The 20,275-nt window shown below is 75.6% G+C and carries 14 protein-coding genes; 8 read left to right on the plus strand and 6 right to left on the minus strand.

Features of this window, described 5'->3' with window-relative positions:
- The 3 genes from M0638_RS14810 to M0638_RS14820 form a co-directional block, all read right to left on the minus strand.
- Positions 1 to 275, minus strand: a 275-nt coding sequence (locus M0638_RS14810) for a hypothetical protein (RefSeq protein ID WP_248667775.1), incomplete at its 3' end; no start/stop codon positions are given.
- Between the two features lie 655 nt (positions 276 to 930).
- Positions 931 to 1,974 carry an MYG1 family protein gene (locus tag M0638_RS14815; protein ID WP_248667776.1) on the minus strand — a complete coding sequence of 348 codons (1,044 nt, stop codon included), beginning with the start codon at positions 1,972 to 1,974 and terminating at the stop codon, positions 931 to 933.
- A 349-nt stretch (positions 1,975 to 2,323) separates the two neighbouring features.
- Positions 2,324 to 2,881, minus strand: coding sequence for a histidine phosphatase family protein (locus M0638_RS14820; RefSeq protein WP_248667777.1), 558 nt, complete (start codon positions 2,879 to 2,881; stop codon positions 2,324 to 2,326).
- Positions 2,882 to 3,131: 250 nt separating this feature from the next.
- On the opposite strand from M0638_RS14820, the gene M0638_RS14825 reads away from it, so the two are divergent.
- Complete coding sequence (locus tag M0638_RS14825; protein ID WP_248667778.1) at positions 3,132 to 5,375, plus strand: CHASE3 domain-containing protein; 2,244 nt, start codon at positions 3,132 to 3,134, stop codon at positions 5,373 to 5,375.
- A 168-nt stretch (positions 5,376 to 5,543) separates the two neighbouring features.
- Here the strand turns inward: M0638_RS14825 and proB are convergent, their stop codons facing one another.
- On the minus strand, positions 5,544 to 6,677 hold the full coding sequence (gene proB / locus M0638_RS14830) for a glutamate 5-kinase (protein ID WP_248667779.1): 1,134 nt from the start codon (positions 6,675 to 6,677) through the stop codon (positions 5,544 to 5,546).
- Positions 6,678 to 6,895: 218 nt separating this feature from the next.
- On the opposite strand from proB, the gene M0638_RS14835 reads away from it, so the two are divergent.
- From M0638_RS14835 to M0638_RS14845, 3 genes are read left to right on the plus strand one after another with little or no spacing between them, the layout of a single operon-like run.
- Positions 6,896 to 8,794 (plus strand): thiamine pyrophosphate-binding protein, encoded by a 1,899-nt coding sequence (locus tag M0638_RS14835; protein WP_248667780.1) that lies wholly within the window; start codon positions 6,896 to 6,898, stop codon positions 8,792 to 8,794.
- Positions 8,795 to 8,820: 26 nt separating this feature from the next.
- Positions 8,821 to 10,551 carry a flavin monoamine oxidase family protein gene (locus M0638_RS14840; RefSeq protein ID WP_248667781.1) on the plus strand — a complete coding sequence of 577 codons (1,731 nt, stop codon included), beginning with the start codon at positions 8,821 to 8,823 and terminating at the stop codon, positions 10,549 to 10,551.
- A complete protein-coding gene (locus M0638_RS14845) occupies positions 10,548 to 11,582 on the plus strand; it encodes a 3-oxoacyl-[acyl-carrier-protein] synthase III C-terminal domain-containing protein (protein ID WP_248667782.1) in 1,035 nt (344 codons plus the stop codon). Before M0638_RS14840 ends, M0638_RS14845 begins: the two co-directional genes overlap by 4 nt.
- Positions 11,583 to 11,662: 80 nt before the next feature.
- On the opposite strand, the gene M0638_RS28845 is transcribed toward M0638_RS14845, so the two are convergent.
- A complete protein-coding gene (locus tag M0638_RS28845) occupies positions 11,663 to 15,733 on the minus strand; it encodes an AAA family ATPase (protein WP_282572023.1) in 4,071 nt (1,356 codons plus the stop codon).
- 165 nt (positions 15,734 to 15,898) lie between these two features.
- On the opposite strand from M0638_RS28845, the gene M0638_RS14855 reads away from it, so the two are divergent.
- On the plus strand, positions 15,899 to 16,183 hold the full coding sequence (locus M0638_RS14855) for a GNAT family N-acetyltransferase (protein WP_248667783.1): 285 nt from the start codon (positions 15,899 to 15,901) through the stop codon (positions 16,181 to 16,183).
- Positions 16,184 to 16,537: 354 nt separating this feature from the next.
- Here the strand turns inward: M0638_RS14855 and M0638_RS14860 are convergent, their stop codons facing one another.
- Positions 16,538 to 17,245: a GntR family transcriptional regulator gene (locus tag M0638_RS14860; RefSeq protein ID WP_248667784.1), complete on the minus strand. Its 708-nt coding sequence runs from the start codon at positions 17,243 to 17,245 to the stop codon at positions 16,538 to 16,540.
- A 110-nt stretch (positions 17,246 to 17,355) separates the two neighbouring features.
- Between M0638_RS14860 and M0638_RS14865 the strand changes: the two genes are divergently transcribed.
- The 3 genes from M0638_RS14865 to M0638_RS14875 all read left to right on the plus strand — a co-directional run bounded on the left by M0638_RS14865 (position 17,356) and on the right by M0638_RS14875 (position 20,061).
- The gene (locus tag M0638_RS14865) at positions 17,356 to 18,243 is read left to right on the plus strand and encodes a fumarylacetoacetate hydrolase family protein (RefSeq protein WP_248667785.1); all 888 of its coding nucleotides are present in this window, start codon (positions 17,356 to 17,358) and stop codon (positions 18,241 to 18,243) included.
- A gap of 145 nt (positions 18,244 to 18,388) precedes the next feature.
- A complete protein-coding gene (locus tag M0638_RS14870; protein ID WP_248667786.1) occupies positions 18,389 to 19,069 on the plus strand; it encodes a polysaccharide deacetylase family protein in 681 nt (226 codons plus the stop codon).
- Complete coding sequence (locus tag M0638_RS14875; RefSeq protein WP_248667787.1) at positions 19,066 to 20,061, plus strand: Bug family tripartite tricarboxylate transporter substrate binding protein; 996 nt, start codon at positions 19,066 to 19,068, stop codon at positions 20,059 to 20,061. The genes M0638_RS14870 and M0638_RS14875 overlap by 4 nt, the downstream gene beginning before the upstream one ends.
- Positions 20,062 to 20,275 lie beyond the last annotated feature (214 nt).

The following is a 20,275-nucleotide window of genomic DNA, read 5'->3' on the forward strand; positions in this document are numbered from 1 at the left end:
CCCGGCGCGTCGCTCATCACGGTCGGCGTCGCCGCCGCCACCTGCTGGCCGCCGCCGACCCGCCGCGTGAGCGCCTGCCCGAGCTGCGCGTACACCTCGCCCACGCTGCGCGGCGTGCCGTCCGGATTGCTCAACTGCGGGTTCGCCGCCAGCACCCGGTCGCGCATCCCCTCGGGCAGCACCGCCGTGATCGGCTGGCCCGGGTTGGACCGCTGCGCCTGCGCCAGCCGCGCCCCGGCCCAGCGGTCTCGGGGGATGTGCAGGCGGGCATACAAGTCAGACCACGGCGCACGAGGTTCGATGCCATGGGCCGACGCTACCATCGGCCAGGATAGACATGTAGCGGCAGACCTGTAGCCGCACGCTACCAGTCGGACCCCGAATTGGCTCGCAAGTAGCTGATTTTATTGAAGAAAAAGAAGATGGTGTCCGCGGCGGGATTCGAACCCACGACCCCAGGATTCATACCACTTCGGCTTCCGCCGCCACCCGTCGCCGGGCGTTCGTGGTCTGGACTGTCCCTTCGCCCTAGGCCGAAGCCCTTAGGCGCCACCCGTCCAGTCTCTACACCTTCCCGGGCGGAAACCCGGGCTTGGCTCGGGATCGGCAGGACATCGCTGTCTCAGCTTTCCCCGACTTTGAGTGGATCCATCGCCCCGTTTCCGCGGGCGACGCCCAATTTCCACAAGGAATCCTGTGCTCTATCCTGCTGAGCTACGCGGACAGCATCGGCGGCATCCTACCACCGCGGCCCGATCGGAGGAAACCCCGGCGACACGGAGGCGAGAGAGCGCGGCGCCGTTCGGTCCACGTTCCGCCATGGGTCGTTGCTTTCGGGACGCAGTTCCCGCGCCCGGGCGCCTGCGCGCGCCGTCCGGCGCCGTTCCGATGCCCGGCCGCGGGATCGCGCCCCGCGGGCGGGGCGCCGGCTCAGCGTCCCCAGGCCTTCCTCAGCGCCTCGGCGGGCGACAGCTTGTTGGCCAGGCAGGCCCGGGCCATCGCCAGCGCCGCGTCGCGGCTCGCCGCGATGGCGAGGTGGCCGCCGCGATGGGCGAAGATCGCGCCGGGAATGCCGCTTGCCTGCTCCAGGGCGGCGTCCTGCAGGCCGCGCCAGGCGGCCGGCATGTCGAGGCGGTTGGCGAAGCTTCCCTTCTCCGCCGGCATCGCCTGCAGCTTCCAGCGCCCGTCGGGCTCCGGGCTCATCACGTAGAGGATGGGCATCCCCAGCTCGAAGGCCGGCCGCTGCCAGGGCATGCCGCGCGGCAGCTCCAGCAGGTCGGGATGGAGGCCGCTCGTCCCGGCCTTGCAGTCCTCCCAGGCCCGCGCCACCGCCTGGTAGGCGAAGGCCGCGCCACGCTCCTTCTCAACCTGTCGTTCCACGGCGCCGGCGACCATCCGGCTGGCCGCGAGGAAGCCCCGGCGCTGCTCGGCCTCGAAGGCGGCGGGATCGGACTGGCTCGGCGCGTCCCAGGCCCCGTTGAAGGCCTCAACCATCGAGCTGAGGTCGGTCGGGCCGGCCCGCTCGACCCCGTTGTCCACCAGGTCGACATGGCGCACGAACTTCGCCTGGACGGCGGTCGCGATGCGCGCCACCAGATCCTCCGCGACGTCGGGAAACCCCGCCCGCGCGAGGGCGTTGCGGACATAGAGCTGGCCCAGCGTCAGGCCGCTGCCCGGCTCGACGGCGCGCCAGACGAGGCCGGCCGAGCTCAGCGGATCGCCGTTCGGCGCCGTCGGGGCGCCGGGCTGATGGTGATCGAACCGCCAGGCGGCCGCGTCGGCCGTGCCGCCCACGTCCCAGACGATGTCGGCCGTCCTCAGCAGCGCGCGGTCGCGGGTGCGGATGAGCGCGTGCCCCTCGCCCTCCTCGCCGAGCTGCAGCGCGCCGGTCAGGATGACGTAGGCCAGGCAGTCATCGGCGTGGAAGGTGCCGCTGTGCGTGGCCAGCAGCGGGGGCCGGTCGGTCGGAAGCATCGGAAATCCTGATCTGTGCCGCCCGAGCTGTGCCGCTCGGGCAGCGTCGCGGCGGGCGTTGCCGTGCCGGGCGGGCCTTGTCAACAAGGACCGCCGCCCGCCGTGCCGATCACCCCGCACGCCGGGCGCCCAACGGGCGCGCGCCGGGGACCCGCCGGGGATACACCGGGAGCCCGTCGGGGCCCCAGCGGGAATGCCCGCCGACAGCCAGGGGCGCCGATCCGACCGGGCCCGGAGGGCGGGCCCCGAGGCCACGCCCGCGCCGACAGGCCGCCCGAACCGGCGCCCGCGGTCGCGCCGGGTCCCCGGCCCGGGCCCTCCGCCGCAGCGCGGGCAGGCGCCACGTCGCCTACGACGCGGCGTTCCGGTCCACGATCTCCAGCGAACCCATCCCCGGGGCCGGTGCCAGCAGGTCCGGCGTCTCGTCGCGCAGAAGGGCGCGCAGCAGCTTCAGCGGCCCGCCATGCGACACCACGATGCCCGCGCGCCCGTCCTCGCGCAGCGCCGACGCGAAGGCCGCCACGCGCGCGAGCAGCGCGGCGCCGCTCTCGCCGCCCGGAGGGGCGAAGCCCGACGGGTCGGCGGCCCAGCGATCCAGCGCCGGGCGCGGCACGGCGTCCCAGGGCCGCCCCTCCCAGCGCCCGAAATCCAGCTCCAGCAGCCGGGCATCGACGACGGGCACGAGGCCGAGCCGCCGCCCGAGCGCCTCGGCGAGCACCCGGCAGCGCCGCGACGGGCTGCTCCACAGCGCGCCGAAGCCGGCCAGGCGGGCCACCATGCCGTCGAGGGGCGGCAGCGGACCGGGCGGCACGTCGAGCCGGCCATAGCAAAGGCCCGGCGCCGCCAGGGTCGGCGCGTGCCGCAGCAGCGCCACGCGGCACGGCGCGTCGCGTCCTGACACCTTCACGCGGCCGGCGCGCCATGGGCGTGAGGTACCGGCGCGCCATGGGCGCGACACACCAGCGCGCCATGGGCGCGACGCGTCGGCGCCCGGCGGCACGGAGGCATCATGCCGTTCCACGTCGGGCGGGCGGGGTGGGGCGTCATGGCCTGATCCTGGGGGCATGCTATGGTCGGGCCAAGGCGTGGCGGCAACGAGCGGACTTCCGGCCGCGACCTGCCGCGGGCCGCCCGCCGTTCCGGACCCGGACCGCTCCATGACCAGACGCCTCGTCGTCCGCGCCAACTTCCTCGTGCTCGCCGTCCTGGTCATCATGATGATCCTGGTAGGGGGCGTGACCTGGGAGCGCTTCAACGCGGCGCGCACCGCCCGGCAATGGTCGCAGCGGACCTACGACGCGCTCGGCGTGATCACGGCGCTGAACCTAGCCCTGCGCGGCGCCGAGACCGGCCAGCGGGGCTACCTGCTGACCGGCGACGAGGAGTATCTCGCCCCCTATACGGCGGCGCTCGACCAGGTCGGCTTCCTGCAGGGCGAGCTGCAGCGGCTGACCGCCGATTCCCCCGTCGAGCAGGAGAGGCTGCGCGCCCTCGCCCCCCTGCTGCAGCGGAAGCTGGAGCAGCTGGCCCAGACCGTGCGGCTGCGCCGCGACGTCGGCCTCGACGCCGCCATGCGGCTCCTGCGCACCGATTCGGGGCGCAACTACATGCGCGACATCGAGGCGATCCTCGCCGCGATGACCGCCGAACAGCGGGCGCTGCTCGTGCAGCGCCTGGAGGAGACCGACCGGCGCGCCGTCACGGTGCGCTGGCTGCTGGTCGGCGGCACCGTGCTCGTGCTGCTGATCCTGGCCGTCGCGGCCTGGCTGCTGAACCGGGCCTGGGCCACCTCCCGGCAGGCCGAGAGGGAGCAGCGCTCCCTGGCGCTACGGCTGCGCATCTCGCTCGACAGCCTCAGCCAGGGCGTCGGCGTGTTCGACGCGGACCGCCGGCTGACCAACTGGAACGAATGCTTCCAGGTGCTGCTGGAACTGCCCGACGCCCTGGTGCGCACCGGCACGCCCTACGACGAGATCGCCCGCCATCTCGCCGCCCGGCCGGCCACCGCCGCCACCCCCGGGGCGGCCGGCGGGTTCCTGGAGAGCGAGGAGCAGATCCGCCACGGCCGGCAGCGCCCGGGGGCACCCGTCAGCTACGAGCGGACCCGGCCGGACGGCACGGTGCTGGAGCTGCGCCGCACCTCGATGCCGAACGCCGATGCGGTGCACGCCGCGGCGGGCGGCTTCGTGCTGACCATCAGCGACATGACCAAGCGCGCCCAGGCCGAGGCGGTGCTGCGCGAATCGCAGAAGATGCAGGCGATCGGCCAGCTCACCGGCGGCATCGCGCACGACTTCAACAACCTCCTCACCGTGATCCTGGGCAACCTGGAATTCGTGCGGCCCAAGCTCGACGCGCAGCCCGCGCTCCAGACCCGGCTGGAGCGCGCCGCCTGGGCGGCGCAGCGCGGCGCGACGCTGACCGGCCAGCTCCTCGCCTTCGCGCGCAAGCAGCCGCTGGCGCCGGCGCCGATCGACCTCGCCGCCGCCGTGCCGCAATTCGTGCCGCTGCTGCGGCGGACGCTCGGCGAGCACATCGACGTGCGCTACGTCGAGACGGCGGGGCTGTGGCCGGCCATGGCGGATGCGGCGCAGCTGGAAAGCGCGCTGCTCAACCTGGCGCTGAACGCGCGCGACGCGATGCCGGCCGGCGGGCGGCTGACCATCGAGCTGGCCAACAAGGTGCTGGACGAGGCCTATGCCGGCGCCCATGCCGAGGTGCGGCCGGGCGACTACGCCATGCTCGCCGTCTCCGACACCGGCCACGGCATGACGCCCGAGGTGCTGGCGCGGGTGTTCGAGCCCTTCTTCACCACCAAGCCGACCGGCAAGGGCACCGGTCTCGGCCTCGCCATGGTGTTCGGCTTCGTCAAGCAGTCCGGCGGGCACGTGAAGGTCTATTCCGAGCCGGGCGAGGGCACGACGGTGAAGCTCTACCTGCCGCGCGCCATGGGCGCCCTGCCGGCGGCGGCGGCGCAGCGCGGCGGCCCGCCGATCGCGCTGCCGCGCGGCAGCGCCACGGTGCTGGTGGTCGAGGACGAGGCGGCGGTGCGCGAGGTGGCGGTGGCGATCCTGGCCGAGCTCGGCTACCGCGTCATCGAGGCCGCCGACGGCGAGGAGGGGCTGCGCACCTTCGGCGAGAACGCCGCCGCGGTGGACCTGCTGCTGACCGACGTGGTGCTGCCGGGGAAGCTGCGCGGGCGCGACCTCGCGGAGCGGATCACCGCGATCCGGCCGTCGGTGAAGGTGCTCTACATGTCGGGCTACACCGAGAACTCGATCGTCCACCACGGCCGGCTCGACGACGGCGTGCAGCTCATCGGCAAGCCCTTCAAGCGCGAGCAGCTCGCCGGCAAGGTGGCGGAGGTGCTGGCCGCGCCGGCCGATCCGCGCGGCCGATGACATCGGCCGCGCGGATCGGCCTTGCTTTCCTGCCCGCAGGCGCCGGGCGCCGCCTCCGGCGGCCCGGCTCGCCGCACCGGCGGCGGGCCGCGTTCGCGGCCTCGGCCCGGCGCTGCCGGGCCGCCGGGAGGTGACGGCGAGGGCGCCGCCCGGCCGGGACGGGCGGCGCTACAGCAGCACGAGGTCGTCGCGGTGGACGATCTCGTCGCGGCCGCGCCAGCCGAGGATCGCTTCGATCTCCTCCGAGCGGCGGCCGGCGATCTGGCGCGCCGACTCGCTGTCGTAGGCCGAAAGGCCGCGCGCCAGCTCCACGCCCTCCGGGTCGCGCACCGAGACGGGGTCGCCGCGGCCGAAGCTGCCCTCCACCGCCCGCACCCCGGCCGGCAGCAGCGAGGAGCCCTGCGCCAGCGCCCGCGCCGCCCCGGCATCCACCACCAGCGTGCCGCTGGGCGCGAGGCTGCCCGCGATCCAGCGCTTGCGCGCGGTGCGGCCCTCGGGCGCGGGCAGGAACCAGGTGCAGCGCGCGCCCTCGGCCATGGCGCGCAGCGGGTTGGCGCGGGTGCCGAGCGCGATCGCCATGGCGCAGCCGGCGCCCGTCGCGATGCGCGCCGCGATCAGCTTGGTGCGCATGCCGCCCGAGGAGTAGCCGGGCGGCGGCTCGCCGCCCATCGCCATGATCTCGTCGGTGACGCGCTCGATCACCGGCAGGTGCGCGGCGGCCGGGTCGCGGCGCGGATCGGCGGTGTAGAGCCCGTCGATGTCGGAGAGCAGCACCAGCGCGTCGGCCTGGATCATCTCGGCGACGCGGGCGGCGAGGCGGTCGTTGTCGCCGAAGCGGATCTCGGCGGTCGCCACCGTGTCGTTCTCGTTGATGACCGGCACGCAGCCGAGGTGGAGCAGCGTGGCGAGCGTCGCGCGGGCGTTGAGGTAGCGGCGGCGGTCCTCGCTGTCCTCCAGCGTCAGCAGCAATTGCGCGGCGGCGAGGCCGTGGCCCGAGAGCGCCTGCTGCCAGGCCCCGGCGAGGCGGATCTGCCCGACCGCGGCGGCGGCCTGCTTCTCCTCCAGCCTGAGCTTCGGCCGCGTCAGCCCGAGCGCGCGGCGGGCCAGGGCGATGGCGCCGGAGGAGACCAGCACCACCTCCGCGCCCCGCGCCCGCAGCGCCGCCACGTCCGCCGCCACCGAGGCGAGCCAGGCGTTGCGCGGCGCCGCCGTGGCCGGGTCCACCACCAGGGCGGAGCCGATCTTGACGACGATGCGACGCGCCTTGGCGAGGTCGGGCAGGAAGGCGGGCTGGTCGCTCATGCAGGGCGGATAGCACGGGGGGGCGGGGGCGGGCTATCGCGGCCCGGCGGGGATGCGGGAAGGGCGGGGCCTGCCGTCGCGCCGGGCCGGCGGAAGCCGGTACATACCGAAACGGCAACGTTACGCTTGCCGCGCGAGCGCGGATCGCGGACCCTGTCCCTCCCCCGCGCCGGGAGGCCGCGCCCCCGGTCCCGCCGCCATGCCGAAGGATCGCCGCCATGAGCAGCAGCCCCGACGCGGCCCCCCTCCGCACCACGGCGCAATGGCTGCTCGCCTACCTCAAGGGGGAGGGCGTCACCCACGTGTTCGGCGTGCCCGGCGCCGGCATCGCGCAATTGCTGATCGCGCTGCGCGACGAGCCGGCGATCGAATTCGTCGTCTGCCGGCACGAGACCGGCGCCGCCTACCTCGCCGACGGCTACCACCGCGCCACCGGCCGGCTCGGCGTGGTGCTGACCACCAGCGGGCCGGGCGCCACCAACGCGCTCACCGGCGTGATGAACGCGAATTTCGGCGGCTCCGCCCTGCTCGCCATCACCGGCGAGGTGGCGGAGAACGTCATGGGCCACGGCTACCTCCAGGACGGCACCGATTCCGGCCTCAACGTGCGCGACGTCTTCGCCGCCTCGGTGCGCTACAGCGCCGCCGTCACCGAGGCTTCCGCCGCGCCCACGCTGATCGAGCAGGCGCTGCGCAACGCGCTCTCGCTGCCCCGGCGCGCCGTCCACTTGTCCATCCCCGACAACGTGATGGGCGAGCCGGTGGACCCCGGCCGGGCCGACGCCCTCGGCCAGCCGCCCAGGGCCGGCATGGGCCGGCCGCTCGGCCGGCCCGACGCCGGGCGGCGCGGGCCGCCGCCGCCCGCGGCCTACCGCACCGCCCCCGCCGGGGCCGAGCCGTCGGCGGTGCGGCAGGTGCTCGACACGCTGCTCGCGGCCCGGCGGCCGCTGATCCTGCTCGGCCATGGCTGCCGGACCGCGCTGCGCGACCCGGACACGGCGCGCGCGCTGCGCCGCCTCGTCGAACGCCACGGCATCCCGGTCGTCACCACGCCCGGCGGCAAGGGGCTGTTCCCGGAGGACCACCCGCTCTCCCTGCGCGTCTACGGCTTCGCCGACTGCCGCTGGCCCAAGGACTGGCTGCTGGCCGACGCACAGGGCCGGCGCTGCGACGCGGTGCTGGTGATCGGCTCCTCGCTGGGGGAGCTGGCCACCAACAAGTGGAACCCGATGCTGCTGCCGGAGCCGGCCAGCCCCTCCGCCCCGAACTCCTCCGCCCCGAACCCCTCCACCCCGGCCCCTTCCGTCCCGGGCCCCTTCATCCAGGTGGACATCGACCCGGGCGTGATCGGCCGCGGCTTTCCCGTCACGCACGGCATCGTCGCCGAGGCCGGCGCCTTCCTCCGGCTCCTCTGGGAGTTCGCCCCGGCCTGGCGCCCCGATCCCGACGCCGTCGCCGCGCGTCTCGCCGCGATCGCCGCCATCAAGGCCGCCTCGCCCTTCGCCGAGCCCACGCAGCACGCCGCCACGGCGGCGCCGATCGAGCCCGCGGCGCTGCTGCGCGTGCTGTGCGCGCACCTGCCGAAGGACGCGATGGTGCTCGTCGATTCCGGCAATTGCGTCGGCTGGGGCGTGCACTACGGCGTGGCCGGACCGCCGCAGGAATGGCACAGCAGCCTGTCCATGGGGCCGATGGGCTTCGCCGTGGGCGCCGTGGTCGGCGCCCGCCTCGGCGCGCCGCACCGGCGCTGCGTCGCGCTGGTGGGCGACGGCGCCTTCCTGATGCACGGCTCGGAGGTTTCCACCGCCCAGGCGCACGGCGTCGGGGCCGTGTGGATCGTGCTGGTGGACCACGACCTGCGCATGGTGACGCAGGGCATGGCCGTCTACAGCCACGACCCCACGGGCTGGGAGGGCCGCTACGGCCTCGGCGATCCCGACCTCGCCGCCGTGGCGCGCGGCCTCGGCGCCGATGCCTGCGTGGTGGACGACCCGGCGATGCTCGACAGGATCCTGCCGCAGGTCTGGGCCGGCGCCGACGCCGGGCGGCCGCAGGTGGTGCTGGCCCGCATCAACCGCGACAGCGCGCCCCCCTACTACCTGCCGCCCTACGCCTGATCCCTCCCCGCTGCCGGAGTTCCGCCATGACGGCCACGACCGACCTGCCCGACCTCGACGTCGCGATCGTCGGCGGCGGCGTGTCCGGCCTGTATGCCGGCTGGCGCCTGCTGACGGCGCCGCCCGACGACACGACCCCGCCCGGGGCCTGGGCCCGCGCCGCCGGCGGCAGGCTACGCGTCACGCTGTTCGAGGGCAGCGACCGCGTCGGCGGCCGCCTGCTCTCCGCCACCTCCCCGCACCTGCCCGGCACGGTCTGCGAGATCGGCGGCATGCGCTACGTCCATCCCGACCAGAAGCTCGTCGCCGGGCTCGTGGAGACGGTGCTGAAGCTGCCCTACCACGCGCAGACCGTGGACCGGGACGAGAACATCGCCTTCCTCCGCGGCCGCCTGCTGCGCAGCCGCGACCTCGGCACGCCCGGCCTGCTCCCCTACCACCTCGACCAGGCGGAGGCGAGCTGGCTCGCGGCGCGGCCGGGCGGCGCGCCCGCCGCGATGATCGGGCGGGTGCTGAAGGCGCTGCTGCCGGGGCTGGAGGCGGCGCGCGCGACGGGCCGTCTGCGCGAATTCCTGGCGACGGCCGAGGTGGACGGGCTGGCGCTGCACAAGCACGGCTTCTGGAACCTGCTGGCGCGCGGCATGAGCCCGGATGCCTACCAGGCGGCGCGCGCCACCATCGGCTACGACTGCCTCGGCGGCAACACCAACGCGGCCGATCTCGCGGCCGAGTACTTCGACTTCGGCAAGGACGTCGAGTACCGCATGCTCGACGACGGCTACGAGCGGCTGCCCTGGGAATTGCGCGGCCTGCTGGAGCGGGCGGGCGGAGGGGTGGAATTGGGCCGCTGGCTCGGCGGCTTCGAGGCCGCTCCCCTCGCCGATGGCAGCACCGGCGTCCGGCTGCATTTCCTCGATGGCGGGCCGGTCACCGCCCGCGCGCTGATCCTGGCGATGCCGCGCCGCTCGCTCGAATTGCTGCGCCGGGCGGGCCCGGTGCTGGACGACGACGCGGTCCGCGCCCGCCTCGGCACCGTCACCCCGGTGCCGCTCTACAAGCTGTTCCTGGTGTACCAGGAGCCCTGGTGGCAGCAGGCCGGCGTCAGCCGGGGCCGCTCCCTCACCGACCTGCCGTTGCGGCAATGCTACTACTGGCCGACCGACCCGCGGGCATGCCCCGCCGCCACCGGCCCGGCCGCGATCATGGCCTACAACGACCTGCTCAACGTGTCCTTCTGGGCCGGGCTGCGCACGCTGCCGGACCCGTCGCGCCCCTCGCTGCATCCGCGCACGGCACGCCGCTACGCCGCGGCCCGGCAGGCGGGTGCCGCGACGCCGCACTTCGGGCGCGCCGCGGCGCCGCAGCCCCTGGCCGCCGCGGACGACGCGTTCGCCGGGCAGTTGCGGCGGAACTGGCAGCAGCACGACGCCTCGGAGCGCATGGTGGCCGAGATGCACCGGCAGCTGCGCCAGATGCACGGGGTGGACGACGCCCCCGGCCCGATCGACGCCGCCTTCGCCGACTGGGCGGACGATCCCTATGGCGGCGGCGTGCACCTGTGGAACGTCGGCCTGCCTTCCGGCGAGGTGGAGCAGGACATGACCCAGCCGCGGCCGGGCTTCCCCTGCTACGTCTGCGGCGAGGCCTACTCCACGCGGCAGACCTGGGTGGAGGGCGCGCTGCGGACCGCCGAGATCGTGCTGCAGCGGCGCCTCGGACTGCCGGCGCCGGCCTGGGCGCCGGAGGCGATCCGGTGAGCGCCGATCCGATGGGCGTCCCCGGCATCCTCGGCCTCGGCTACCGGCTGCCCGACGCCACGCGCGGGAACGACGACAGGCTCTTCGACTGGCTGCGGCAGCACTCCGTCCCCGGCGAGGACCTGTTCTACGGCTACCGGATACGCCACGTCGTGCGGGACGACGCGGAGATCGTCGGCCTCGTGCAGGTCGCGGCGACCAGGGCGCTGGACGCGGCCGGGCGGCGGCCCGACGAGGTGGACCTGCTGCTCGGCGGCGTCTCGCTCAGCCGCCACATCGTGCCGAGCGACCTGTTCGCGGTGCACGCGGCGCTCGGCCTGCGGCGCGACGTGCTGGCCATCCCGCTCGGCAACGACTTCTCCAACTTCGGCGCGGCGCTGGTGCTGGCCGACGCGATGATCCGCGCCGGCCGCATCCGCACCGCGCTGGTCGCCATCGGCGGCGACTGGACCCGCGCCATGGACTACCGCCTGCCCTGGTCCCTCGGCGCCGGCGACGGCGCGGCCGCGGCCGTGGTCGGCCTGCCCCGGAAGAAGGCGCCGCGCTGGGTCGTGGTGGACCAGGAGGTGATCGCCCTGCCCACCGCCTTCGGCGACATGACCATGGTGGGCGACATCCGCCGGCGCCCCGTGCCCGACGACGGCGCGCATCCGGAGGACGAGGACTGGACCGGCCCCTACTTCCACATCACCGCCAAGGGGCAGAAGGAATTCGGCAGCTTCGGCGTGGAGACGGCGCCCAGGGCCGTCAAGGCGCTGCTGGAGCGCCAGGGCATCGACCCGGGCGAGGTGACGGTGATCGGCCATCAGGCCGCGCGCGGCATCCTGGACGCGTGGAAGGCATCGCTGGCGCCGTCGCGGCTGGTGGAGACGCTGGAGGCCTTCGGCAACATGACCATCGCCAGCATCCCCGTCACCCTGGCCCATGCCGACGACACGCTGGTCACGCCCTTCCTGGTGCTGCTCGCGCTGGGGCCCGACATGCATGTCCACGCGCTGCTGCTGCGGCGGGGCGGGGCGCCGACGGCCTGAGCGGCGCCGCGTCGGCGCCCGCCCGAGTGTTCCCGCCGGCCGGTTGCCGCCGGCCCGGCCCGCCCGCACCGGGCGGCGGGTCAGCCCGCCGCCGGCCCCGCCTCGCGCCGCAGCGGCGCGGCCAGCGCCGCCGCTCCCCAGGCCTCGTAGGCCGCGACGGCCCGCGCCGCCGCCGCCCCGGCCCCCGCCGAGTCGCCGGCCGTCCGCCGGCAGCGCGCCGCGTGCTCCCAGGCCAGCGCGGCATCCTGCGCGAACCCCGCCGCTTCCGCCCGCGCCGCCGCCTGCTCCAGCAGGGCCGGCGCCGACGCCGCGCCGCCTTCCGCGTGGCGCAGCAGGGCCTCCAGCAGGTCGGCCTTGTGCCCGAACAGGGCCGGGTTGCGCGCCGCCCAGCCCCGCATCAGGCCGGCGCAGAGTCGCCCTTCCGCCAGCGCCGCCGCATCCCCCGCGCCGGCCAGGGCCAGCGCCGCGATGCCCTGGAATTGCGCCAGCTCGAATTCGGCGGTCTGCCCGGCGAAGGCAGGCAGCATGGCGCGCGCCCGCCGGGCGGGCGCCAGCGCCCCCTCCCAGTCCCCGAGGAGGGCGTGCAGCTTGGCACGGGCGACGTGGTAGTAGGCGATCTGGTTGCTCAGCGTGGTGTCGCAGATCGAGGCGAGGTCCTGCGCCTCGTCGAACTCGGCGTCGGTCATCTCCAATGGCGACGTGGTCAGCCCGGCCAGCGCCTTGGCGAATTGCAGCTCCAGCCGCAGGTGGAAGGCGGCGTTCTGCACGCGGCCCGCGTTGCGCGCCAGATGCGCCCGCGCCCGCTCCATCACCGCCGCCAGCGCATGCCCCCGCGCCGCCATCAGGATCACCTGGCCGGACAGGTTGAAGCAGCCGTACAGCACCTCGCCATGGCCGAGCCCCGCCTCGGCGCCTGCCCCGGCCAGGGCGATGCCGGCATCCAGCGTGTCCTCCCAGTGGGCGTGGAACCACAGGTGGATGAAGGCGCAGCGCGCGAAGCTGTCGCGCGGGCCGTCCTCCGCCAGGGCGAGGGCGAGCCGGCTCCACGCCAGCGCCTCGTGCCGGTCGCCGGTCATGGCGCCGAGCACGATGCCGTACATCGCGTACACGTCGGCCGCGAAGGGCGCGTTGCCGTGCTCCAGGGTCAGCCGCAGCGCGGTGATGCCGAGCAGGGCGAACAGCTCGAGCTGCTCGCTCTGGAAGGCCAGCGGCGCGATGGCGAGCAGGCCGCCGATCAGCCGCAGCATGTCCGGCTCCGCCAGCGCCGGCAGCGCCCGCAGCGCGGCCGGCGGCCGCCCCGCCAGCAGCACGCCGATGCGCGCCATCTCGGCCCCGATCGCCGGCCCGATCGCCGCCGGCAGCACCGGCAGCGTCACCCCCAGCAGGTCGATGCCGTGCAGCCCGATCGAGACCGATTCCCGCGCCAGCCCCAGCGAGAAGACCCGCCGCGCCTCGAGCAGCAGGTACTCGGCCGCGCGGACGTTCTCGCCCGCCGCCTCCAGATGGTAGGCGAGCAGCCCGTAGACGCGCGCGCGCTGCGCCGCGTCCCGGCGCTCGTACCACCCGGCCATGTCGCGGTGGAGCTGCCGCCGCTGGCTGGGCAGCATCAGCCCGTAGGCGACGTCGCGGATCAGCCCGTGGCGGAAGGCGTAGCCCTCGCTCTCGTCGAGCCAGTCGCGCAGCAGCAGCCGCAGCCGGCTGTGCCGCGACAGGTGCCCGCTCACCGCCGCCTCGGCGTGGTGGGCCGGGTGGATGTCCACGACCAGCGCGGTGGGGAAGCGCAGGCCGGCGGCGCTCGCCACCTTGAGCGTGAGCTGCGATTCCGGATCCAGCCGGTCCAGCCGGCGCAGCACCGTGCCCTGCAGCGTGTCCGGCAGCGGCAGCCGGTCGAGGTCCACGTGCCGGGCGATGCCGCAGGTGCCGCCGGCCACCTCGATCACGCCCTCCTCGCGCAGCGCCTGGGCCAGCTCGGCGCAGAAGTAGGGATGGCCCCGGGCCCGGTCGCCGATCAGCGCGGCGAGCGCCGGCGTCAGCCGCTCGCCGCCCAGCCGGTCCAGCACCAGCCGCTCCTGCTCGGCCTCCGACAGCCCGCCGAGCACCAGGCGGCGCGCGGGCGGCACCCGCAGGACCGGCACCGGCAGCGCCTCGTCCTCGGGCGGCTGCATCGCCAGCAGCAGGCACAGCGGCAACGTCGATTCCGCCACCGTGGCCACCAGGGCCCGGGAGGCCTCGTCCAGCCATTGCGCGTCGTCGATCGCCAGCACCAGCGGCCCGGCCTCGGCGGCGCGGCCCAGCAGGGCGAGCAGCAGCGCGGCCAGCGCCTCGACGCGGCGCGGCAGGGCCAGGGATCGCGGCGTCTCCGGCAGCCCCAGCGGCAGCACCGCGTCCAGCAGCGCGCCATGCGGCGCGAGCTCCGGCCCCAGCGCCCGCAGCGCCGTCGCCTGCCAGGCCGGCTCCTCCAGCCCGTCCAGCCCGAGCAGCGACTCCACGATGCCGCGCCAGCCGCGATAGGGCAGGCGCCGCTCGATCCGGTCGGCGGCCCCGCGCAGCACGCGGGCGCCGCCCGCCACTGCCCGCCGCTCGAACTCGCCCAGCAGCCGGGACTTGCCCATGCCGGATTCGCCTTCCAGCGTCACCAGGACCGGCGCCGCCGCCCCCGCCGTCGCCGCCAGCGCGTCGAACAGCGCCACCATCTCCGCCTGCCGCCCCTGCATCGCCGGCCGCGCCGGCCGGGCCGCACCGCCCTCCGGCATGATGCTGGCACCGATCTCCGGCACGATGCCGCCGCCGCCCTTCGGCACGATGCCGGCGCCCCCCTCCGGCGTGGCCGCCCCGCCGGGCGGCTGGCCCTGCCCGCCGCCCGGCGCCGGGCCGCCCTCCCGCGGCGCCGGCGGCCCGCGCCGCGGCTCGAACAACGACAGCGCCTCGGCGAAGCCGCGCAGCCGCGCCTGCCCCAGCGGCGCGAAGGCCAGCCCGGCCCCCTCGCCGGCGGCCCGGCGCGTCGCCTCGTCGCAGCGCAGCCCGTCGCCCCGCAGCCGCATCAGCCGCGCCGACAGGTTCATCGCGTCGCCGATCGCCGCGTCGCTGCGCAGCACGTCGTTGCCGATCAGGCCGTAGAACACCGGCCCGGTCGCGACGCCGACGGCGCTGCGCTCGCCCGCCGCGGCGAGCGCGGCCTCCAGGTCGAGGGCGCAGCGCAGGGCGCGCGCCGCGGCATCGGCATGGGCGGCGGGCGGGATGCCGAACAGCACGGGAAAGGTAATGCCGGCCTCGTCCATGTGCAGCGGCAGCAGACGTCCCTCGTGCCGGCGCAGCACGGCCAGGATGCGGGCCGCCACCGCCTCCAGCCGGTCCGCCGCGTCGGGCTCGGCACCATCCAGCGTGGCGAGGTTGACGAACACGGCCGTCACCCGCCGCAGTTCCGCGCGCCATGCCAGGCCCGGGCCGCCGTCCCGCCGCGCGCCCGGCGGCCCGTCGTCGCCTCCCTCCGGCGCCGGCAGCCGCAGCGGCACCGGGGGCAGCCGGTGGCGCAGCGCGCGCAGCCGGCTGGCGCCCCGCCCGTCCGGCACCGTCTCCGCCGCCTCGAGCAGCGCCGCCGCCGCGGGCGACAGCACCACCTCTCCCGCGGCCCGGGCGCGCGCCGTGACCTGGAGGTCGCGCACGCCGGAGCCGAGCGTGACGGGCAGCCGGCCCTCCCCGTCGCCCACCTCGACGATGCGGCATTCGCCATGGGTGAGGACGGCGTAGAGCAGCGGGTCGCCTTCCGGCGAACCCGCGGGCGACGCCGGCCGCGCGCCTTCCGGCGCCGCCCGCGCCGCCATCACCGCCTCGGCGCATTGCGCGGCCCGCCGCATCGCCGCCTCCGGCCCGTCCGCCCCGACGGTCCAGCGGCACAGCAGGCCGTCGCCGGCGAACAGCAGCGGCTCGCCGCCCTCGTCGACGATGCGGGCCAGCAGGTCGGCGTAGTGGCGCTCCAGGAGCCGGCCGAGCGCCTCGATCCCGTCCTGGCCCCGGGCGAGGTGCCGCCGGGCGATGGCCGTGAAGCCCACGATGTCGAACCAGGCCAGCGCCGCCGGCAGCGCCGCCACCGCGCCGGCTCCTCCGGCCAGGCGCAGCGGAACGGGCCGGAAGCTGTCGGCGAAGCCGCTCATGGCGCGGTCACGCGCCAGGGCCCGGACCCGGCCGGGCCTGCCGGCCCGACGCGCCGGCAGGCCCGGCAGCGTCGCGGGGGCCGGGGGCGGCTGCCGACACCTTCGCCCCGCCCCGGCGTTACCGGGCAACGCGTCCCGGCTGGTCGGGGCGGAGGAGGCTGCGCCATGTCGAATGCCGTCGAGGACAATCCCGGCCTGAACCGCTTCGAGCTGGCGGGCCAAGGGGCGGTGGCGATCCTGGAATACGAGCGGCACGGCGACCGGCTGGTGCTGACCCATACCGAGGTGCCGCAGGAACTGGCGGGCCAGGGGATCGGCTCGCGGCTGGTGCGCGGGGTGCTGGACCGGGTCCGCGAGGAAGGCGGGCGGATCGAGCCGCGCTGCGATTTCGTGGCCAGCTTCATCGAGCGCCATCCCGAGTACCGGGATCTCGTCGCCGGGGCTCACTGAGGCCCCGCCCGCACCGCGGCGACGGCGCGGCCGGTCCCGTCGGTGGCGTCGCCGACGGGCCCGCGGGCCACGCTTCGCGACGCCGCAGGAGCGGTGCGTGCAGGGCACCACCGGCAGCATGCAGGCCGGATCGTTCCGCTTCTACCTCGGCGGCGCCGAGCCTGTCAAACCGATGGGACGCGCCGGCGTCGCGTCCGGTGCCTCGCCCGGCGTCCACGGACGGACATCCGTGCCGGCGACCCGGCCGTGGCCGTTTGCCGGGATGCCGCAGCCCGGCCCCACGGGTGCCGGTCGCGGAACGCGGCACGGACCTGCGGGCCGCCGGCGTCCGAGGGCGCGGGCGGGGCTGCCGGATCACGGCGCGACCGCCCCGGCCAGGCGGCCGAGGCTGGTGCCGATGAAGGCGCCCGTGCGCTCGTAGTGCTCGGCCAGCAGGCCGGTGGCGGCGGCGGCATCGCGGTCCAGCGCCGCGCAGGCGATCGCGGCGTGCTCCGCCGCCACGTCCCGGCCCGGATAGGCCATGGCGTTGGCGAGCGCGCGGTAGCGCTCCGCCTCGTCCCGCAGCCGGTCGCAGAAGGCGAGCAGCGGCGGGGCGCCACAGCCGGCCAGCAGCGCCTGATGGAAGTCGCGATGGCGGTCCTCCCATTCGGGATTGCTGACGAAGCGCTGCGGGTCGAGCGACCGGGCAACCCGGTTCAGCCGGTGCGCCGCCAGCAGCAGCGCCTCCTCCCATTCCGGACCGCCATCCGCGATGGCCGCGCGCAGCGCCGCGCATTCGGCCAGCACGCGGCTGCGGATCAGGCCCGCGAGCTGTCCCGGCGCCGCCTCGGCCACGCGGAAGCCGCGATGCTCCAGCCGCTCCGCCAGCCCTTCCGCCGCCAGCTTCGACAGCGCCTCGCGCATCGGCGACGGGCCGGCGCCGTACTGCTCCACCAGGTCGCGCAGCTTCAGCTTCCGCCCGGGCGGCAGGCGGCCGGCCAGGATGTCCTCCCGCAGCCGCCGGTGGACGGCGGTGGCGAGGGTGGGGTCGCGCTCTTCCTGGGCGGTCCTGGCCTGGGACATGTCTCCTGAATATTCGCCAGCCGGACCACTCGGCAAGTTTGGCGATATCCCGGCTTGACGTGGAAGGAATTTCGACAAAACCTCCGGTACCGAGCTGGAGGAAATACCGCGTGCGCCTGATCGCGTTCGAGAAGGAGGGCCGTCCGGCTCTCGGCGCCCTGGTGGGCGGAGATGCCGCCACCCTGGAGGGGGCAGCGGTGGTGGCGCTGGCCGACGTGGTACCGGGCCTGCCCGCCGACCCGCTGGCGGCCTTCGCCGCGCTGAACCTGCCGGAAGGGGCCGCCGCCCTGGCCGCGAAGCTGGAGGGCGCGCCGCGCCGGCCGCTCGCCGGGCTGACCCTGCTGCCGCCGATCCCGCGCCCGGGCAAGGTGCTCTGCATCGGGCTGAACTACGTGGAGCACGCGAAGGAGGGGAACAACCCGATCCCCGACTACCCGGCGGTGTTCATGCGCGGCGCCACCTCGCTCGCGGCGCATGGCCAGCCGCTGATCCGCCCGAAGGTCTCCGACAAGTTCGACTACGAGGCGGAACTGGTGATCGTGATCGGGAAGCAGGCGCGCCACCTGACCGAGGCGGACGCGCTCTCCTGCGTCGCCGGCTACACCTGCATGAACGAGGGCTCCGTCCGCGACTACCAGCGCCGGTCGCCGCAATGGACGATGGGGAAGAATTTCGAGCAGACCGGTGGCGTCGGCCCGGCCATCGTGACGCCGGACGAGATCCCGCAGGGGCCGAACGCGCTGCGCATCACCTCCCGCGTCAACGGGCGGACGATGCAGGATTCCAACACGGCCGACATGATCTTCCCCGTGCCGCGCATCCTGGCGATCCTCTCCGAGGTGATGACGCTGGAGCCGGGCGACCTGATCGCGACCGGCACGCCGAGCGGCGTCGGCTATCCGCGCAAGCCGCCCGTGTTCATGACGCCGGGCGACACGGTGGAGATCGAGATCGAGGGGATCGGCATCCTCTCCAACCCGATCGCGGCCGAGGATTGATGCGCGGCGGGGCCGCCCGCGCCGGGATGCCGGGAATGGGCGGCCCCGCCGGGCCGGTTGCCGCGCGCGCCGGCGGCGGGCGCGCCCCGTGCCGCGTCGCCCCGTGCCACGCCGTCCCACGGGACGCGACGGGCGTGGGGCGCCCATGAGCGGCGGGCCGCGCGTCACCCTCTCCTTCGACAACGGGCCGGAGCCGGAGGCGACGCCCGGCGTGCTGGACGTGCTGCGCGCGCGCGGGCTGCGCGCCACCTTCTTCGTGCTCGGCCACAAGCTGTCGGCGCACCGCGCCCTGGCCGAGCGGGCGCATGCCGAGGGCCACTGGATCGGCAACCACACCTGGCACCACGCGGCCCCGCTGGGCGGCCTGCCTGACGCGACGACGCGGGACGAGATCCTGCGCACCCAGGACCTGATCGGCGATCTCTCCCACCCCGACCGGCTGTTCCGGCCGCAGGGCGGCGGCGGCGCGCTGGGGCCGCACCTGCTGAGCCCGGCGGCGCTGGACGTGCTGCGCCAGGGGCGCTTCAGCCTGGTGCTGTGGGACGCGGTGCCGGGCGATTTCCGCGACCCCGACGGCTGGGTGGCGCGCGCGCTGGCGGCCTGCCGCGGACCCGATCCGCTGACTCTGGTGCTGCACGACCTGCCCAACGGCGCGATGCGGCATCTCGACCGCTTCCTCGGGGTGCTGGCGGATGCCGGGACGGCGATCGTGCAGGAATTCCCGGCCGGCTGCATGCCGCTGCGCCGCGGCGAGGCGACCGGGCCGCCCGCCCCGCCGGTCGGACGCTACGTGACCAACCACGCCGAGGCAGGAGCCGAACCATGATCCGGACCCGTCGCCACCTGCTGCTCGGGGCCGGCGCGCTGCTCGCCGCGGGCCGCTTCCCCTGGTGCTTCCCCGGGGACGCCCTCGCGGCCGAGGCGCCCTGGCCCGACCGGCCGATCCGGCTGGTGGTGCCCTTCGCCGCCGGCACCACCACCGACATCCTGGGCCGCATCCTGGCCGAGGCGCTGGCGCGCGAGGCCGGCCAGCCCGTGGTGGTGGACAACCGTGCCGGGGCAGGCGGCAATGTCGGGGCGCAATCCGTCGCCCGCGCCCCGGCGGACGGCTACACGCTGCTGCTCGGCACCAACGGCACGCACGGCATCAACGCCAGCCTGTTCGCCGATCCGGGCTTCGACCCGGTGCGCGACTTCACGCCGATCGCGCCCTTCGTCACCACCCCGACCGTGCTGGCCGTGCCGCCCGCGCTCGGCGTGGCGGACCTGGCCGCGCTGGTGGCGCTGGGCAGGCGGCGGCCGCTGACCTTCGCCTCGGCCGGGAACGGCACCACGGGGCACCTCTCGCAGGCGCTGCTGAACATGCGGACGGGAATCGGCACCGAGCACGTGCCCTACCGCGCCGCCGGGCAGGCGTTGACGGACCTCGTCGCGGGGCGGGTGGACGGGATGTTCTACCACCCGCTCGGCTTCAAGCCGCATCTCGACGCCGGCAAGCTGAAGGCCCTGGCGGTGACCTCGGCGCGGCGGGCGACGATCCTGCCCGACGTGCCGACCATGGGGGAGTCGGGGATCGACGACTTCGTGGTGGAGGGGCGCTTTCACCTCTACGGGCCGGCCGGGCTGCCGGAGGTGGTGGTGACGCGGCTGAACCGGGCCACCAACGCGCTGCTCGCCGACCCCGCCGCCCTGGCCAACCTGCGCGCCCAGGGGGTGGAGCCGGCCGGCGGCACGCCGGCGCAGCTCGCCGCGCTGACGCGGGCCGAGATCGAGAAGTGGCGGCCGATCATCGCCGCTGCCAACATCAGGCCCGACTAGAGCATTTTCAAGCTGAGCGTACTTGCTCAGCGACTCGGAAAATGCGCCGGATCGAAGGCTGGAGCCGTTCCGGCCTGATACAGTCAGGCTGGATCGGCTCTGGAGCGGATCCCGGCCGGCCCGGAACGGGCCGGGCGGGTTGAAGCGGCTCGTGGGGCAAGGAACCGGCGCGGCTTCCGTGCGCCGGGGCGAGCGGAAGCCGCGCCGGCGGGCC

It is taken from the genome of Roseomonas acroporae, from assembly GCF_023223525.1.
Classification (GTDB): Bacteria; Pseudomonadota; Alphaproteobacteria; order Acetobacterales; family Acetobacteraceae; genus Roseomonas_E; species Roseomonas_E acroporae.

Excerpts from the sequence above, each read along its gene's own strand:
- M0638_RS14815 (WP_248667776.1), bottom strand. The coding sequence starts at position 1,974 with ATGCTTCCGACCGACCGGCCCCCGCTGCTGGCCACGCACAGCGGCACC.
- M0638_RS14825 (WP_248667778.1), top strand. The coding sequence starts at position 3,132 with ATGACCAGACGCCTCGTCGTCCGCGCCAACTTCCTCGTGCTCGCCGTC.
- proB (WP_248667779.1), bottom strand. The coding sequence starts at position 6,677 with ATGAGCGACCAGCCCGCCTTCCTGCCCGACCTCGCCAAGGCGCGTCGC.
- M0638_RS14835 (WP_248667780.1), top strand. The coding sequence starts at position 6,896 with ATGAGCAGCAGCCCCGACGCGGCCCCCCTCCGCACCACGGCGCAATGG.
- M0638_RS14840 (WP_248667781.1), top strand. The coding sequence starts at position 8,821 with ATGACGGCCACGACCGACCTGCCCGACCTCGACGTCGCGATCGTCGGC.
- M0638_RS28845 (WP_282572023.1), bottom strand. The coding sequence starts at position 15,733 with ATGAGCGGCTTCGCCGACAGCTTCCGGCCCGTTCCGCTGCGCCTGGCC.
- M0638_RS14855 (WP_248667783.1), top strand. The coding sequence starts at position 15,899 with ATGTCGAATGCCGTCGAGGACAATCCCGGCCTGAACCGCTTCGAGCTG.
- M0638_RS14860 (WP_248667784.1), bottom strand. The coding sequence starts at position 17,245 with ATGTCCCAGGCCAGGACCGCCCAGGAAGAGCGCGACCCCACCCTCGCC.
- M0638_RS14870 (WP_248667786.1), top strand. The coding sequence starts at position 18,389 with ATGAGCGGCGGGCCGCGCGTCACCCTCTCCTTCGACAACGGGCCGGAG.
- M0638_RS14875 (WP_248667787.1), top strand. The coding sequence starts at position 19,066 with ATGATCCGGACCCGTCGCCACCTGCTGCTCGGGGCCGGCGCGCTGCTC.